The sequence below is a fragment of the Geomonas propionica genome (genome assembly GCF_016458235.1).
Lineage (GTDB): Bacteria > Desulfobacterota > Desulfuromonadia > Geobacterales > Geobacteraceae > Geomonas > Geomonas propionica.
On record NZ_JAEMHK010000010.1, the window covers coordinates 84,498 to 100,401 of the forward strand.

The 15,904-nt window shown below is 61.4% G+C and carries 13 protein-coding genes; 4 read left to right on the forward strand and 9 right to left on the reverse strand.

The window, feature by feature from the left end; genetic code table 11:
* Positions 1-284 precede the first annotated feature (284 nt).
* Positions 285-1,517, forward strand: coding sequence for a BamA/TamA family outer membrane protein (locus tag JFN90_RS13840; RefSeq protein WP_199395710.1), 1,233 nt, complete (start codon positions 285-287; stop codon positions 1,515-1,517).
* 169 nt (positions 1,518-1,686) lie between these two features.
* Here the strand turns inward: JFN90_RS13840 and JFN90_RS13845 are convergent, their stop codons facing one another.
* Both JFN90_RS13845 and pdxR read right to left on the reverse strand, forming a co-directional pair.
* Positions 1,687-2,484 carry an FRG domain-containing protein gene (locus JFN90_RS13845; RefSeq protein ID WP_199395711.1) on the reverse strand — a complete coding sequence of 266 codons (798 nt, stop codon included), beginning with the start codon at positions 2,482-2,484 and terminating at the stop codon, positions 1,687-1,689.
* A gap of 70 nt (positions 2,485-2,554) precedes the next feature.
* The gene (gene pdxR / locus JFN90_RS13850) at positions 2,555-3,994 is read right to left on the reverse strand and encodes a MocR-like pyridoxine biosynthesis transcription factor PdxR (protein WP_199395712.1); all 1,440 of its coding nucleotides are present in this window, start codon (positions 3,992-3,994) and stop codon (positions 2,555-2,557) included.
* Positions 3,995-4,154: 160 nt separating this feature from the next.
* Here pdxR and JFN90_RS13855 point away from each other — a divergent pair, with 160 nt between their 5' ends.
* A complete protein-coding gene (locus JFN90_RS13855; protein ID WP_199395713.1) occupies positions 4,155-4,829 on the forward strand; it encodes a hypothetical protein in 675 nt (224 codons plus the stop codon).
* 31 nt (positions 4,830-4,860) lie between these two features.
* Here JFN90_RS13855 and JFN90_RS13860 read toward each other — a convergent pair whose 3' ends face one another.
* Positions 4,861-5,778, reverse strand: a complete 918-nt coding sequence (locus tag JFN90_RS13860) for a TIGR01212 family radical SAM protein (RefSeq protein WP_199395714.1) — start codon at positions 5,776-5,778, stop codon at positions 4,861-4,863.
* 312 nt (positions 5,779-6,090) lie between these two features.
* On the opposite strand from JFN90_RS13860, the gene JFN90_RS13865 reads away from it, so the two are divergent.
* Entirely contained in the window at positions 6,091-8,583 is a 2,493-nt protein-coding gene (locus tag JFN90_RS13865; protein ID WP_199395715.1) for a helicase C-terminal domain-containing protein, read from the forward strand.
* Positions 8,584-8,799: 216 nt separating this feature from the next.
* Here the strand turns inward: JFN90_RS13865 and JFN90_RS13870 are convergent, their stop codons facing one another.
* From JFN90_RS13870 to JFN90_RS13880, 3 genes are all read right to left on the reverse strand, one after another.
* Complete coding sequence (locus JFN90_RS13870; RefSeq protein WP_236019010.1) at positions 8,800-9,771, reverse strand: peptidylprolyl isomerase; 972 nt, start codon at positions 9,769-9,771, stop codon at positions 8,800-8,802.
* 93 nt (positions 9,772-9,864) lie between these two features.
* Positions 9,865-10,851, reverse strand: coding sequence for a prenyltransferase/squalene oxidase repeat-containing protein (locus JFN90_RS13875; protein ID WP_199395717.1), 987 nt, complete (start codon positions 10,849-10,851; stop codon positions 9,865-9,867).
* A gap of 84 nt (positions 10,852-10,935) precedes the next feature.
* The gene (locus tag JFN90_RS13880; protein ID WP_199395718.1) at positions 10,936-12,429 is read right to left on the reverse strand and encodes a hypothetical protein; all 1,494 of its coding nucleotides are present in this window, start codon (positions 12,427-12,429) and stop codon (positions 10,936-10,938) included.
* A gap of 500 nt (positions 12,430-12,929) precedes the next feature.
* On the opposite strand from JFN90_RS13880, the gene JFN90_RS13885 reads away from it, so the two are divergent.
* Positions 12,930-13,529 (forward strand): DUF2845 domain-containing protein, encoded by a 600-nt coding sequence (locus tag JFN90_RS13885; protein WP_199395719.1) that lies wholly within the window; start codon positions 12,930-12,932, stop codon positions 13,527-13,529.
* A 20-nt stretch (positions 13,530-13,549) separates the two neighbouring features.
* Here JFN90_RS13885 and JFN90_RS13890 read toward each other — a convergent pair whose 3' ends face one another.
* From JFN90_RS13890 to JFN90_RS13900, 3 genes are all read right to left on the reverse strand, one after another.
* A complete protein-coding gene (locus JFN90_RS13890) occupies positions 13,550-14,287 on the reverse strand; it encodes a ComF family protein (protein ID WP_199395720.1) in 738 nt (245 codons plus the stop codon).
* A gap of 104 nt (positions 14,288-14,391) precedes the next feature.
* Positions 14,392-15,045 carry a lactate utilization protein gene (locus JFN90_RS13895; protein ID WP_199395721.1) on the reverse strand — a complete coding sequence of 218 codons (654 nt, stop codon included), beginning with the start codon at positions 15,043-15,045 and terminating at the stop codon, positions 14,392-14,394.
* A 177-nt stretch (positions 15,046-15,222) separates the two neighbouring features.
* Positions 15,223-15,885: a flavodoxin family protein gene (locus tag JFN90_RS13900; RefSeq protein ID WP_199395722.1), complete on the reverse strand. Its 663-nt coding sequence runs from the start codon at positions 15,883-15,885 to the stop codon at positions 15,223-15,225.
* Positions 15,886-15,904 lie beyond the last annotated feature (19 nt).

Consider the following 15,904-nt stretch of genomic DNA (forward strand, 5'->3'; position numbering starts at 1 on the left):
TTCTGCAACCGGTGTGCCATTTTCTCGATCGAGGCTTCGCGGGGGCGCTGCAGCCGAAAAGCGGTGTGAATACAGGGGGGAGCGGGAGGTAAGGCGGGGACGGCCGGGTGGGGGGCGCCGGGAGGGTGAAGTCATTTTTAAAGTACGGCGCCAGTCATTTTTTTGACCGTATCCGGTTAAAACATTCTTTTTTTCTTGTCAAAAGGACGGGGAGCCGTTATGTTTTCCCCGCCCGAAGGAGGTTTCCTTTAACCCTCCCAGGAGTTTCCCTGAAACGGACCATCATGCGCGTGTTAAAGCTTCTATCGCTGATCCTTTTGTCGCTTCTGGCTGGCTGCACCAGCTACATCCCGTCCACGGTGCTCCCGGCACCCTCGCCGGCGCAGCCGTACGTGAAACTGGTCACCATCCCGCTTCCCGTGATCGCCTCGAGTCCCAACGAAGGGGTGACCTGGGGCGCCCTCACCGCGTTCCTGTTGCACAACGACAAGGACGAGGTCTCCGCCCTGTTCGCCCCGCAGGTGAACCGGAACGAGAACTTCGGCACCACGGGGACCCTCTACGGCGCCATGTACCCCTCGCCGTTGCGCAGCATCGAATTCAACCTGTCCAAATCCAGCAAGGTGAACTCCGACTACGAGGTCAGGGTCAGGGACCAGAGCCTCATGGAGCGCCAGCTGGAGCTGAATGCCTTTCTCTACAACTTCACCGACGGCTCGGCCCGCTTCTTCGGCTTCGGTTCCGGCAGCTCCGCCGACGACGAATCCAACTTCGCCGATCGCGAGTTCGGCTACACCATCTCGGCCGGCTACCCGCTCACCGCCAACACCATACTCTTCCTCGGCGATCGCTTGAGAAGGGTCGAGATCGACGAGGGCGCGGTCAAGAGGCTTCCCAACCTGCAGCAGAACTTCAGTGCCGCCGAGGTCCCCGGTATCGACGGCTTCAGCACGCACGCTCAATCCGTTTCGCTGGTCTACAGCACCCTCGACGCCGCCGCCATGGCCAGTTCCGGCGTCCGCGCGCGGGCCACGGTGGAGGGGAGCCTGGCCGCCTTGGGGAGCAGCGCGCGCTTCGTGCGTTACGAGGCCGAGGTAAAGGGGTTCTTCCCGGTACCGGACAGCCGTTTCATCAGCGCCGGCAGGTTCGCGGTGGGACAGGCGCGCGGCAGTTCCATCCCGTTCCTGGAGCGGAGTATTCTCGGCGGCGAGAACACGCTCAGGGGGTACGGCAAGAACCGCTTCATCGACAACAGCTACGTGGTGTGCAACCTGGAGGAGCGGATCAGGCTGTTCCGGTGGGAGGTCTTCGACGTCAAGGCGGACTGGGAACTGGCGCCTTTCGTGGACATCGGCGCCGTGGCGGATACGGTCGGGGATCTGCGGGCGGGCAACATCGAGGTGAATCCCGGCATCGGCTTCCGCGCCGTGGTGCGCCCCAACATCTTGGGCCGCATCGACGTCGGCTTCGGCAAGGACGGCGCCGCGGTGTTCGTGGGGCTCGGGTACCCCTTCTAACGGCTTAACCGCAGTTCTACGTTTTACGTTTTACGTTTTACGTTTTACGTTTTACGTTTTACGTTCAAAAATTAAAAATCAAAGGGGACTGGCTCCGTAGGTGCCTGTCCCCTTTTTCATTGTCCCCGTTTTTACTAGCCCCCAGTCCCTAGCCCCTAGCCCCGCCCTTCTAAGTATGCCTATGCGCCAGTGACTGCTGGGGATCGATCTTGTCGGAAACCTTCTCCTGGATATAACGCGCCAATCCGTCCAGGTCGGCGAAGACGAAAGCATGATTGATCCCCAAGAGCTTCAGCTCCTGTGCCAGGAAACCCCGATTCTCGAAGGGAATGCGGTACTTGCGGATGTGCTCCCTCGGGGAGAGCTGCTGCTCCAACGGCCGCCACGGGTTCCTCAACAGGGAGAAAACGCCGCTTTGCGCCTTGATCCGTGAGGCGATCACCGGCGCCATGAAGAAACAGGTGTCGGCCTCGAAAGGATTGGCCCGCTCGTCGATGTCGGAAAGGCCGTACATGGTGTGGGCGATGTAAAGGGCGGCGCCGCCGCAGTAATCCGGATTATTGAGCCGGTCCCGCCGCAGGTCCAGATCGGCGTACGGCTGAGCGACCGCGAAGTATAGGGCTATCAGAGGATTGACCGACCAGTCCAGCAAACGGGTCGGCAGCCCATGATGCTGCGCCAGGGCCAGCCACTCCCATTCCGTCGCCGGCTGCACCTCGACCAGGTGACGCCCCGACTTCTTGAACTCCTGCAGCGCCTGGTACTCGCCATAGATGTCGGCCGGCATCACCTCGCCAGCGGGACGGCGCCCCGCCCCCCCAGGGTCGGGCGTAAGCCGCCCGATCTTCGGGATCAGGGTGTAGAAGTCGCGGCTCTCGCCCCGGAAGAAGTTCCACGACCCGGGGGCCGTCTTGATGATCAGCCTGCGGAAGTCGTCAAAAGAAGTGATCTCGCCCGAGATATCCATGGTTCCCCCTGACCGCTGCCCTGGTTCCGGCACCACAAGAGTTAACCACAAATAATCTTTGCAGCATCCCTCATCCGAACCACGCCTGGCTCAACAGCTTGATCCCTTCCGCGATCTCCTCGGCGGAAAGGCCCCCGAAACCGATCATGATGAGGTTTTCCGGCGCGGCCTCCGGGTTCTGCCAGAACTGCCGGGTCGGCGACACCTTGACCTGGTACGCCGCCGCACGCGCCACCATCGTCTCCTGGGTCTCCCCGGTAAAATGCTCCAAGAGCACGTGCAGGCCCGCATTGGAACCATAGATGCGCACCCGCTCCCCCATCTCCTTCTGGATCGACTGCACCAGCACCTCGTGCTTCGTCTTGTTCACCAGGCAGACCTTGCGCAGGTGCCGGTCCCAATGCCCCCCCGACAAGAGGCTTGCCGCCACGTACTGCTGCAGCCTCGGCACGGTGCACTTGTAGCGCTCGAAAACCTTGTGATACCGGGACAGGAGCCACTGCGGCAGCACCATGTACCCCATGCGCAGCCCGGGCGCGAACGCCTTGGAGAAGGTCCCAAGGTAGATCACGCGCTCCTGGCAATCGATCGACTGCAGGGCGGGAATGGGCCGGGTGCGGTAGCGGAACTCGCTGTCGTAGTCGTCCTCGATGATGACGCCCCCGCTTTGCTCCGCCCATTGCAGCAACCTCATGCGGTGCTGGATCGGCATCACCACGCCGGTCGGGAGTTGGTGCGAAGGGGTCACGTAGGCGAGCCGCGCCCCGCTTTTCTTTAGCTCCGCCGGATCAATACCCCACTCACCCACCGGTATGGGAAGCACTTTGTAGCCGTGGTTGCCAAAGATGACCCTGGTGAAGTCGTAGCCCGGCTCCTCCATTCCCAGGATCCGCTCCTCCTGCGGAAACAGCAGGCAGATGATCATGGCCAGGTCCTGGAGCCCAGCGCCCACCACGATCTGCGCGGATGAACATTTGACACCCCGCGACTGGCGCAGGTATTTCGCCAGTTCCCGCCGCAGCTGCAACTCCCCCTGCTTGTCGCCGTAATAAGCGATGGAATCGACCTTGAGCGAGGTCAGCACCTCGTTGTTCAGGCGCCGCCACAACGCGTGGGGGAAGGAGTGCGGATCGAAATCCCCGTAGGAGAAGTTGTATTTCACCGGCTTCGCCTGCGCGGGTGGCGGCGCATCCATATCCGCCGTCCCGGTTGCCGGAAGAAGCTGCGCATCTTCCCCGTCCCCGGTTATGCAGGGAAAATGCAGCAGCTCTTCCCGGAGGTCCTGAACTACGTACCCCGATCCATGCCGCCCCTCCACGTACCCCTCGATGCAGAGCTGGTCATAGGCCGCCTCCACCGTGTTGCGCGCGATGGACAAATTTTTCGCGAGATCCCTGGTGGATGTCAGCCGGCTCCCCTTCTCGTACTCGCCGGTGATGATGTTCTGTTTCAGCTGCTCATAAAGCTGCTGATACAAAGGCTTTTTTGAATCAGGATTCAGGTAGATCATGGCTTCCCTCTCTCAACCCGCTCAGACCGACAAAAAAACTGTAAACGAAGTGTATCCATAAAAATTATGAAATGTGGCCCTTCACAGGGATACTGTTTGAGTCCTATCCTTACACCAGAATCAAAGCGGTGTAAATACTCACCCACCCCAGGAGGACATTATGAACAGTCTTAAACAGCATCTCCTCACAGTCATGACCATTATCGCCACCGCGCTTTTAGCAGCGTCTCCCCTGACTGCTACTGCCGCAGAATCCGGCACCATAGGCAAGCCGGCCCATAGAACCACTGCAACCGAACAGGCAGAACGGATGGAACTGAAGATAGGATGGGTAGAAGTCGCCAACGACGGCTCACTGCACGTCGAGTTCACCGTCAGGGACGGCAGCGGCAAAGGGATCACCGGCCTGACCCGAGACGACATCGCCGCGGTTTCCTTCGGGCGTCTGGGTTACGAGGACGAGGTCGGACTGAGGACGGTAGTTGGCCAACCGAGCAAGATCTGGCTGAGCTATTTGGAGAAGCGTCGCGAGGGACAGGGCGTCGAGCGGAACCGGGGCGTAGTTGCCCTCGGGGCGAAGGATCGCCTAGTTGAGGTGGGGGACGGCAGCTACAGCCTCGAGGTCAAAAGACCGGCACGGCTGCTGACCAAGTTCAGCTATGAGCCGATGGCTGAGACCGGCGTGCTGCTGAGGATCACAAAGGATGGCGGTGCGGAAGGGCGCGACTCCTATTTCTGGCGCCCCGCGCTGGCGAAGAGGATCGAAGTTCCCAAGATGCTGGCTCGCGCAGAAGGCAGCCGCCCCTTAAGCACCAAGCCCCGCGCCTGGAACTAGAAAGGGTAAAAGGTAAAAGGGGACAGGCACCTTACGGAGCCAGTCCCCTTCCTGAGCCCTGCCGGGTCTTTCTCCGCTCCAGTTCGTGATCGATGCAGTTCAGCACCTCGAACTTGGCAAGCGACCAGAGCGGCGCGACCAGATCCTTTCGGTTGCCGTCTCCGGTCAATCGCTGCACCACGATCTTCGGGTCGAGCCGCTCCAAAAAATCGCAGACGAGACCCACGTAGCTGTCGCGGTCCAAAAGCGGCACCTCTCCTGCCTGGTACAGTTCGGCCAAGCGAGTGCCGCGCATCACGTGCAGGAGATGGATCTTGACACCGTCTACCCCGGCACGGTTCAGGAACTCCGCGCCGGAAAGCATCTCCTCGCGGCTCTCCCCCGGTAACCCCAGGATGACATGGGCGCAGACCCGAATGCCGCGCTTTTGACATTCCTTGACAGCGGTGCTGAACGAGGCGAGGTCGTGGCCACGGTTGATGGCGGTGAGAGTGCGGTCCAGCGGCGACTGCAGGCCGAGTTCCAGCCAGAAATAGCAGCGCCGCGCGTACTCGGCGAGGAGGTCGAGGGTTTCCGTCGGGAGGCAGTCCGGTCGGGTGCCGACGATGAGCCCCACCACATCCGGCACGGAAAGCGCCTCATCGTAGAGCCGGCGCAGGTGTTCCACCGGACCGTAGGTGTTGGAATAGGACTGGAAGTAGGCAATGAAGCGGGCGGCCTTGTACTTCCGGACCATCACCTCCTTGGCGTGCTCCAGCTGTTCGGCGATGCCCACACCTTGCAGGATGCCGTAGGAACCGGAGCCCTTGCCGCCGCAGAAGATGCAACCTTCCGTCCCGACGCTGCCGTCGCGGTTCGGGCAGGTGAAGCCGGCGTCGACGGAAAGCCGCTGCACCTTGCACCCGAACACCCGCTTCAGCTCTTCAGAAAATGCGTTGTAGCGCTGCATGAAATCTCCTCGGCCTCTTTTCTAACATATAGCGAGGCGTTGGATCAATGACGCCGCCACTCTTATTAAACTCTGTGGTTGGCGCATCCGCCGATCGTCGTCCACCGTGGGGGCGAATAATCATTCGCCCGCTTTTGACTGTTGGGCTTAATCGCTAAAGGCTCCCTCACCCCCACCCCTCTCCCGCTTTCGCGCCAAGCGCTTCAGTGGGCAGGCCCTGAGGGCGAAGGGAGACCAGCCCCTAGCCCCCAGTCCCTAGCCCCTGCTTTTGTGTTGCCTCCCCCACCCAAACCCTGTATCTTCAACCGGGTCATGCAAAAGTACTTTTCAGCTCTCGCCATCGAGCAGCTCCGCAACGCAATCACCGAAGCAAACGGCAACGAAGTCTTCTTTTTGGGTCGCACCGACGAGGCGCGCATCGTCGTGACGGTGGAGCCGCTCGCCCGCGGCAACAAGGACGCCGTCCCCGCCATCATGATCGCCTGCTCCTTCGGCGACGTGGTCATCCACAACCACCCTTCCGGCAGACTCGACCCCTCGCAACCGGACATAGAGATCGCCTCGCTCTTGGGTAACCAGGGTGTCGGCTTCTACATCGTCAACAACGACGCTTCCCGCGCCAACCAGGTGGTAGCCCCCTTCGCCCGCAAAGTGGTGGAGCGTCTCTCCTATCCCGAGGTGGAGCACTTCTACGCGCCCGACGGCGTGCTGGCCCAGGCCCTGCCCGGTTACGAGCACCGCCCCGAGCAGAGCAGGATGGCGCTCAACCTCTCCGAAGCCTTCAACGAGGAGAAGGTCGCCATCGTCGAGGCGGGGACCGGGACCGGCAAGTCGCTGGCCTACCTGCTTCCCGCCGCCCTCTGGTCGGTGCGCAACAAGGAGCGGGTGGTCGTCTCCACCAATACCATCAACCTGCAAGAGCAGCTGATCCAGAAGGACATCCCGTTTTTGCAGCAGCACGCCGGAGTGCAGTTCCGGGCGGTACTGGTCAAGGGGCGCGGCAACTACCTCTGCCTCAGGAAGCTCCGGGTCAACGCCGCCGACGCCTCGCTCTTCAAGGACGAGACCGCGCAGGAACTGGACGCCATCGTGGCGTGGAGTAAAAAGACCGAGGACGGCTGCCGCGGCGACCTGGCCTTCATCCCCAAGGACGAGGTCTGGGAGGAGCTTTGCTGCGAGTCGGACCAGTGCGGCAGGGTGAAGTGCCCGGAGTACCCACGCTGCTTCTTCTACAAGGCTCGGCGCGAGGCCGCCGGCGCCGACCTGCTCGTGGTCAACCACGCCCTCCTTTTGGCCGATCTCTCGGTGCGCCAGGAGACCGGCTACGACGCCACCGCCATCCTCCCCCCGTTCACCCGGCTCATTTTCGACGAGGGTCATCACCTCGAGGACGTCGCCACCAGCTTCCTTTCCAGCCAGGTCTCGCGTCTCGGACTGGTGAAGCTTTTGGGCAAACTGCAGCACCCCAGGAAGGCGCACCGCGGCGTACTGCCGCAGCTATCCACGCAGCTTTCCGCAGCCGTCCCTGAATCGCAGGATGATCTCTACCTGGAGATCGCCGAAGTGCTGGAGGGGCGACTGATCCCGCGGAGGGTCGCGGTGCTGGACGCGGTAACGCGCGGCATGGACCAGATCGGCGAGGCGCTGTTCAGGAAGCTTAAGAAGGATGGAGTCGAGCAGAAGCTGCGGGTGACCCCTGCCCTCTACTCCACGCCGCTCTGGCAGGAGGTAATCCCGCACATCGAGAACATGGCCAAGGAACTGTCCGACTACGCCCTCGCCATGCAGGCGTTTTTGAAGGGGTGCGAGAAGCTTTCCGACAAGGTGCTGGAGAAGCTGGCCGGGCCGCTCACCGACTTGCGTGGGGTGAAAGGCAGGATCGAGTGCGCCGTCGATGCGCTCAGGTTCTTCATGGCGCGCGAGGACGAGTTCTGCCGCTGGTTCGAGTTGAGAAAAGGTCCCCTGGTCAAGCTCTGCTGCTCTCCGCTGGAGGTAGCCGAGTCGATCAAGAAGGCGATCCTGGACCGCTTCAAGACCGTGGTGCTCACTTCCGCGACCCTTGCCATTGGAGAGAAGTTCGACTTTTTGAAGCACCGCACCGGAATCGAACTGCTCCCGAAGGAGCGGATGAGCGAGCTTTTGCTCCCCTCCCCGTTTGACTACGCGCACCAAGCACTGGTGGCGGTCCCTGCCGACATGCCCGAGCCGACCTCGCCCATGTTCGAGGCCCGGCTCTGCAGCCACCTGCTCGACGCGCTGAAAATCTCGCAGGGGCGCGCCTTCGTGCTCTTCACCTCGTACGATCTACTTATCAGGGTCTATAACCGCTTGGCCGCCCCGCTGAAGGCCGCCGGGCTCACCCCGATGCGTCAGGGCGAGACCAACCGCCACATGCTCCTCTCCCAGTTCCGCAACTCGCTCAACCCGGTGCTCTTTGGTACCGATTCCTTCTGGGAGGGTGTGGACGTGCAGGGGCGGGGGCTGGAACTGGTGGTGATCACCCGGCTTCCCTTCCGGGTCCCCACCGAGCCCATCCTGGAGGCGAGAAGCGAGCACATCACCGCCAAGGGGGGCGATCCCTTCATGAGCTACACGGTGCCGCAGGCGGTGATCAAGTTTAAGCAAGGCTTCGGGAGGCTGATCCGGAGCAAGGAAGACCGTGGCGCTGTACTCATCCTCGATTCCCGGGTCCTAACCAAGAACTACGGCAAGATCTTCTTGACCGCCCTGCATGGTGTTACGGTCCAGAAGGCGCCGGAAGAAGAAATCTGCCGCCGGCTCCAGGTGTTTTTCGAACCGACGTAACTCCCCCGCCCTCCCCCCATCTGCTGCATCAAGCGATGCACTCCCCCCACGTCCTCCCCTTTGCGAAGGGGAGACAGAGGGGATTTGCCTTGGGGGGTCAGCTTGGGTTGCGGAAGACCTCAAAAAAACGGGGCCGACTTCCCGGTCGGCCCCTTTATCGCAAACTCCGCGCTGACCCATTCACAACGCTTCGTATCACAAATCCGCCAAGCGGAACTACACCTTTTCAATCTTCGCCTTGCCGCGCAACTCTTCCACGTAGGATGCCAGCATCTGGCGGATCTTCTCGCGCTTGATGTTGCCCGCGATGGTGTTTTTGACATCCTCGTAACGCTCCGTCGCCGGCGGCAGCTTCTGCTCCACCTTGATCACGTGGTAGCCGAGCTGGGTCTCCACCACGTCGCTGATCTCACCCGGCTTGAGAGCGAATGCGGCCTTCTCGAAGGGAGGCATGGTCTGCTCCTTGCCTATGACGCCGAGGCTCCCCCCCTGGTCCTTGGTGGGCGACGTGGACTCCTTCTTGGCCACCTCTGCGAACGGCTCCCCACCCTTGACCCGCTTCAGCACAGCCAGGGCCTTGTCCTTGGCCTGCTGCTTCACTGCTGCGTTGGCCCCCTTGGCGACGCCGATCAGGATGTGACTCACCTTGATCCGGTCTCCCTGGGTGAACTGTTTCAGCTTGTTGTCCTCATAGTACTTGCGCACCTCGGCCTCGGACACATCCGCCTTCCCGGCGAACTGCTGCGCAATCAAGTTGTTGATCACGATATCCTTGCGCGCCGCCTCCTCCAGATCCTTCTGAGTCATGCCCACCGATTGCAGCGCCTTGTCGAACTCAGCCTGAGAAGGGTACTGGTACTTGCTCTGGACGATGCGGGCGGTCACCTGCTTGTCGAGGTCCTTCATCTCCAGCTTCATCCCTGCCTGGTAGAGCAGCTCGGCAGCCGTGAGCTGGTTCAGCGCCGCCTCGGTTCCCTTCTTGAGCTGGTCCGGCGGCAACTGTTTGGGATCGCCCTGGCCGACCAGCGCCTTCAAGGTGCGGTCGAGGTCAGCGCGGGTGATAGCGGCACCGTTCACCTTTTCCACGGCCGCCTGGGGAGAGTTCTTCGCTGGCTCAGCGGCGCAGGCGGCCAGGGCGAGCAGGGATGCTGCCGCCGCCAAACGGGTCATCTTATTTAATAAAAGCATGTCATCTCCTTTTAAAAGCAAGGTAAGGCTGAGGTTAAGGCTGAGTGAAAAGCGCTGCATTCTCGACCTTAACCTCAACCTCAACCGGCGTCTCTATCGCTTGGCCACCTGCACAGGCACACCCTTGACCTTCCCGATCTCGCTCAGGATGCGCAGCGCCGTGGTGGTGGAATCCGGAGTGGAGCCGTACCCTTCCAGGGGGCCGAAGCCGCCGTTCACCTTGATGTACAGCCGCTTCATGAAGTTGAGGGCCAGCGCCTTGTCCACGCGGTTGCCGGCGTTGATCTCCTTCAGGGCGCGGATGGCGTAGAGCTGCTCATCGAGGTCCGGGCTTTCCTTGCTCTTTTTGTCGAGGTAAGGGGTGGTCTCCAGATACTGGAGCGCATTCTTGGCGGTCACGCTGTCCATGGCAAATAGGGCGTTGAGAATGTAAGCGGCCATGTAGGTGCTGCGCGCGTTGGGGCGACCGGGGCCTTTTTCCGGCCCGAAGCCCCCCTCCTTCTTGGCGAACCCTTTGACGTACTCAAGCGTCTTCGCCTTATCCACGGCATCCAGCCCGTTCACGGCCTTCAGCACGTGCACCGCCATATACGTGGTGGCAAGCGAGGATTTCTTTGCCTCGGATGAGAAGCCGAACCCGCCGTCGGAATTTTTCAGGGACAGGGCAAAGGTCTTCACCTTGTTACGATCGATGGCGTTGCCGGCGTCAAGGAGCGCCAGCGTTTCTAAGGCGATGTCGGTATAGAGGATGGACGAACTCTTGATGGACTTGTCCGGCGTGAACCCGCCGTCTTTTTGCTGGGCGAGCTTGGTGGACACTATGATGGCATTTTGCCTGCCGGTATCTATTTTCTCTCCCATGGCGAGGAGCGTGTAGACGTAATCGTTGGCGATCACCGTGGCGACCGGGAAGTCTGGGCGGCTCTCCATCTCGCGGATGAAGGCGTTGGTCTTCTTGAAATCGAATTCGGCGCTTTTGGCTTTCGGCTTTGCCTTTTCCTTGGCCAGCCCGGGGGCAGCCAAAGCGGCGACCAGGGTAAGCGCGGCTGCTATGCGTAGGATGTTGTTGGCAATGGACATGGTCGTACTCCGTATGGTGATGAATGGGATTTTTTGGGAAAGGGGGGGAGTGTCACTCCCCCCCGGCGTTGCAATTACGTTGTCTTACAGGTGCGGCGGCACGCCCCAAGTCGAGGTCTTGGTCGGGTGGCAGTAGACGCAGACGCCGAGAGCGTAAGTTTTATCTTTGCCGGCCGGGAAGCTGTAGCTGGTGCTACCCTGCAGTGTGGACAGCTGGGTGTTGTCCAGGGTCATGGTCGACGGAGCCTCGGCATGAGCGGAGCCGTGGCAGGTCTGGCACTTGATGCTCCCTTTGTGACCGCGGCCGTTGATGAACTTGCCGAACAGGGTCGGGCTGGTCGGGTACACGGTGCCATTCACGGTGTTGTTCGCGTGGCAGGCGAAGGCCGGGCTGGCGCCCGGGCTCGCGGCGGTGCAGGACGGCAGGGTGGATGCCTTCCACGGCTGGGCCATCTGGCCGGCTGCGGTGCGCTGGTTCAGGTTGCCGTGGCAGTCGACGCACCAGAGGGTGGTCTTGGCCTTGTGGGACCCGCGGTAGCAGTTGACGTTGTTGCCGGGGTGGCAATCGTAGCAGTTGGTGGCAACGTTGGCGTCGTACTGGGTCAGCACCTTGGTGTTCTGGCTGTGGAAACGGTGCAGCACGTCCGAGAACGAGTACTGGGAAACCTTGACGTCGGCCTTGGTGAAGGTGGCGCCGGCCATGATCACGTAGTTCGGCCAGACGTTGGCGAGGCCGGGGGCTGCGCTCTCGCCCATTGCCGGATCCCAGTGGCACCAGGAACAGCGGATCGGCCCGGAGGAGCCGTCGCCGGTCGGATCAAGGTAGTTGAAGTCGATTTTGCTGGAATTCATGCCGTGCATCTTGCCGAGGTAGGCGAAGGAGCCGGTCGGGGTAGCAGGATAGCCGTTGGCGGAAGCCAGGGAGAGGTGGCAGGAGCAGCAGCCACCAAAGGCAACCGGGGTCACGGTGCTGGTCTGGGCCAGGATGGTGCCGGTGCTGTTCTTCACGAACACGTTGGTCATCGGGTACGGGTTACGCTTCGCGCCCCCCAGCGGGTCCGTCATGATGTTCTTGGCGGTGTTCGCATCCACCAGCGGGTAGGCGGGGATGCCGACTGCTGTCCAGTCCTTCAGGGTGCTGTCGTAGGTCATGGTGCCGGAGATGCCTTTGCCGCCCAGACCCTGGACCTTGCCGCCGACCACGGGGACAAAGCCCGGGAACAGCTTCGGCGAGTAGGTGATCCACTGCTGGAAGTAGGGGTCGGCCTGCAGGGTGGTCTCGGTGTTGTCAGCCATAGCGTAGCTTACGGTCACACCGTAGGTGCCGGCGTTGGTGGAATCGATGATGACGGGGTCGTTGCTACCGAATCCCAGAACCTGGGCCCTCACCGTGTTGAACGGGGGAAGGAGCAAAAAGCCGGCGAAGGTCGGGCAGGCGCAATGCATACCAAGGTCGTTCCATGCGACGACTTTGTAAGAGCTGGGAGTGACAGTCCTGCCGGCCAGGGCCGGAGCTGCAACGGCAATCAGGGCCGCTGCGGAAAGGGCCAGCGCGGGTACAAGTTTTTTGAAGTTCATGCCTTGTGTTACCTCCTTTTGATGTGAACCACATATCCCCTGGGGGGGAATTTCCCGGTACGACTAGGGTGGGTACCTCACTCGCCGTCACGGGGTGCTGCTGGTGTCCGCACCCGGTATGCGGACGGCGCTGGTATTAGCAGGGAGCATGCCAGCATCAAAAAGTCTTCTAACCCCCTGAATCGTTGATGACCAACCCCATCGGGTATCACTCATTAATGTGGGTCATAGCACCCATTCCCCACTTGTCCGCACCCACTCGGAGTCATTTCTCCCAGGGCAAAACGCCCCAGTTTCGTAAGCGGTTTACCCCAATTGCCAGTGCCAGTATCCCCAAAGCGAGCGAAGCTGCCGCAGACGGGATAATGTCATAACCGTCTTATTCCTAAGGGAAACTGAGGCGTGTGGCCCGATAGGGGATTTGCGCGTGCCTCTTTGGCACCCGTTGTGCTAATGGATGGGTGCTGTGACAACCGGGGAATGATGTTTCAGGGGGTGGCATGCTTGATTCGCCAGGTTTGAAGCTGTGCATCGTGATGGCGGCCTTGGCGCTGTACTCAGCGTTCAACGTGTCCGCTCACGCCGCGGCTTGCCGCGAGGAAGTCGTGATCGGTCAACCTATGGCGGAAGTAGGCGGTATCTGTCCGCAGCCGACGCTGAAGGAGCACCGCGATCTTTGGGAGGAGCAGTTAGAGGGGAAAAAGAGGACCCGGAGCACCACATCCTACGACGAGTGGATTTTCGATACCGGCGCACAGGAATTCATGCTGAGCCTGGTCTTTTTGAACGGAAAACTGGCGGAGGTTCGCAATCTGGGCTACGGCAGCATGCGCGACCCGATGATGCCGGAATGTCGTAACGGCGAAGGATTGGCAGTGGGGGACGCTATTGTCGCTGCCTACCTGAAGTGCGGTGAGCCGCTGGCGCGTGAAAAGCGCGGGGACAAGGTGGTGGTGAGCGTGGAAGGAGCGGTGACCAAGCGGACCTCGGTCGCCGTTGAGGAATGGACCTATCGCTACGGCCCCGACCAGCCCGGCTATACACTGCGGTTCGAGAACGGGGTTGTCGCCGAGATCCGCCCGCGGGAGTTCGGCAAGTAGTCTTTCGGTGTCGGATCCCCCTACTGCTGGAGCCCCCGGGCCACCGTTACCGCTAACACCGCCGCGACATCGGCATCGCGAAGGGCATCGACACAGGCCGCGAGGGTGCTTCCCGTAGTGAATACGTCGTCCACCAACAGCACCCGCTTCCCTGCCAATGCCTTCGGGTCGCGCACCGCGAAGGCGCCTTTCACGTTGGTCACCCTGTCGCCGGCATCGAGTCCGGTCTGGGGGTCGGTCCAGCGCACCCTGCGCAGGTTTCCCACCACTTGCGGCACCCGCAATTTCTTGCCGAGCACTTCACCGATCAACTGCGACTGGTTGTAGCCGCGCTGGCGAAGCCTCTTGCGATGCAGCGGCACCGGCACCACGCACTCCCCCCCTGCCTCACCCAGGAACTGTTCCAGGCGCTGAAAAGCCAGCAGCCCCAGCGGATTGGCCAAGTGCATCTTCCCGCCGTACTTGAAGCGATGGATCAACTCCTGAAGCGGACCCGCCAGGACCGCCGCAGACCGGCAGGTATGGAAAGGTGGATGGGACAGGCAGGCGCCGCAGGTGTGGTCGACGCCATTGGCGGTGGCAAAGGGGGCGCCGCAGCAGGTACACAAGGGGGATGAGAGGAAAGAGATCTTGCCGAGGCAGTCAGCGCAGATGAACGGCTGGGGCGGAGTTTCCTCCGCCCCCTTTATCGGTATGTACCCTTTGCAGGCATGGCACAAAGGGGGAAACAGCAGATCGAGCAGAGGGCGCAAGAGCATGTCAACCCCCAGCAGAAAAGGACGTTCAACGTTCAACGTTCGACGTTAAAAGCAATGATCGGTTTTAACATGGAACCCAGAACGTTGAACGGGTTCTGCCTCTTTTAAAGGCCCATGTCCTCGTTGACCACCAGCACCTTGATATCCGTGTTCCGGGGCTTCTTCTCGATGATGGTGGTCACGCGGCAGATGCGCTGCGGGGAGTTGCAGTCGGAGCAAAAGCCGGTGGTGGTGCAGGGGGTGGAGAGATTCAGCCTCTTGGCGTTGGCCGGCGAAGCGTAGGTCCTGATGCGCTGCACGGCGTCCTCAATGCTCCCGTCCACCAGCTTGTTCCGTCCCACCACCACGATCACTTTCTGCGGCCCGAAGAACATGGCGGCGGCGCGGTTGCCGTTGCCATCTATGTTGACCAGGACACCGGAGAGGGTTACCGCGTTGCTCCCGGTCAAAAAGAGATCGCAGGTGAGCTGCCGCCTGGTGATGGCCAACTTTTCCTCCGGGGAGAGGTCGGGCAGGCCGTGGTTCAGGATCTCCTTGCCCATCCCCTTCAGCTTGTCGGAAAGCTTCAGGTCCGCGATGGAGAGAGAACCGCCGAAGCCGACGCTCTGCGCCTGGGCCGCCTCGTTGACGATGTAGTGGAACACCTCTTCGCCGTCATGGCAGTAGAACGCGTCGAAGCCGTTCTTCTTGAGGTTTTCCACCGTCTTTTTGCATTTCTGGGCGAAGGCCCAGTTGTTCAACTCTTCGGTATTGCTCATAATATCTCCGATGCGATGGTGTGTCGACGACGAATAATCGGCAATTTGTGTGCTGCAGCTTTGAGTGTTCCCTCCCCTGGAGGGGGAGGGACAGGGAGGGGGATTTGCGCGGGCATGCCCCCTCCCAACCTCCCCCCTCCGGGGAGAGGAGCTGGGTTCTCAGGTCAGTTGGCACGCCTACTTTTTTGCCAGGTACTCCTTCTCGTAGGGCCAGCATTCGCCCATGAAACCGATCAGGTGGCTCATGCGCTCCTTGAAACCGTTACGGAACGGGTCCTGCTCCGGGAAGGAACGCTTCTCGCGCACACTGTCGCATAGCTCCTTGCCCAGGGCGCGTGCTTTCTGGAACAGCGCCTCCTGGTCCGGGAAGACGCGGTGCCCGGCGCCGGGGGAGCCGATGCTGCCGACGTTCTGGCCCCCCATGGCGTTGACGATGCGCTGCATGTACTCCAGCGGCTCCTCGTCCCCGCCACCGCCGGAGGTCTCGACCAGCGCCGAGTACTTCCCTTCCAGCGCGGTCAGGTGGATCAGGCCGTTGCAGCGGTCCAGGAACGCCTTCAACTGGGCGGTGATGCTCAAAAGATAGTTGGGGGTCGCCAGGATGAAGGCGTCAGCGGCCAAGAGCTTGTCCTTGACGGTCTCGTACTCGTCCTTCACCGGGCAGATGCCCACCTTGTGGCAGGCGTCACAGGCCAGGCACGGCTTGATCGGGGTCTCAGAGAGCGACACTATCTCGATATCGGCGCCCGCCTGTACCGCTCCGGCCAACACCTCTTCCAAAAGCCGGCCCGTGGTGCCGTTCATGCCGCGGGGGCTGCCGTTGATTGCCAGAATCTTCATGGTTTTTCTCCTTCTCTTC

Bases quoted from the DNA above. Each gene is read 5' to 3' on its own strand.
- JFN90_RS13845 (WP_199395711.1), bottom strand. From the start codon at position 2,484: ATGGATATCTCGGGCGAGATCACTTCTTTTGACGACTTCCGCAGGCTG.
- JFN90_RS13885 (WP_199395719.1), top strand. From the start codon at position 12,930: ATGCTTGATTCGCCAGGTTTGAAGCTGTGCATCGTGATGGCGGCCTTG.
- JFN90_RS13900 (WP_199395722.1), bottom strand. From the start codon at position 15,885: ATGAAGATTCTGGCAATCAACGGCAGCCCCCGCGGCATGAACGGCACC.
- JFN90_RS13895 (WP_199395721.1), bottom strand. From the start codon at position 15,045: ATGAGCAATACCGAAGAGTTGAACAACTGGGCCTTCGCCCAGAAATGC.
- JFN90_RS13840 (WP_199395710.1), top strand. From the start codon at position 285: ATGCGCGTGTTAAAGCTTCTATCGCTGATCCTTTTGTCGCTTCTGGCT.
- JFN90_RS13880 (WP_199395718.1), bottom strand. From the start codon at position 12,429: ATGAACTTCAAAAAACTTGTACCCGCGCTGGCCCTTTCCGCAGCGGCC.
- pdxR (WP_199395712.1), bottom strand. From the start codon at position 3,994: ATGATCTACCTGAATCCTGATTCAAAAAAGCCTTTGTATCAGCAGCTT.
- JFN90_RS13875 (WP_199395717.1), bottom strand. From the start codon at position 10,851: ATGTCCATTGCCAACAACATCCTACGCATAGCAGCCGCGCTTACCCTG.
- JFN90_RS13855 (WP_199395713.1), top strand. From the start codon at position 4,155: ATGAACAGTCTTAAACAGCATCTCCTCACAGTCATGACCATTATCGCC.
- JFN90_RS13865 (WP_199395715.1), top strand. From the start codon at position 6,091: ATGCAAAAGTACTTTTCAGCTCTCGCCATCGAGCAGCTCCGCAACGCA.
- JFN90_RS13890 (WP_199395720.1), bottom strand. From the start codon at position 14,287: ATGCTCTTGCGCCCTCTGCTCGATCTGCTGTTTCCCCCTTTGTGCCAT.
- JFN90_RS13870 (WP_236019010.1), bottom strand. From the start codon at position 9,771: ATGCTTTTATTAAATAAGATGACCCGTTTGGCGGCGGCAGCATCCCTG.
- JFN90_RS13860 (WP_199395714.1), bottom strand. From the start codon at position 5,778: ATGCAGCGCTACAACGCATTTTCTGAAGAGCTGAAGCGGGTGTTCGGG.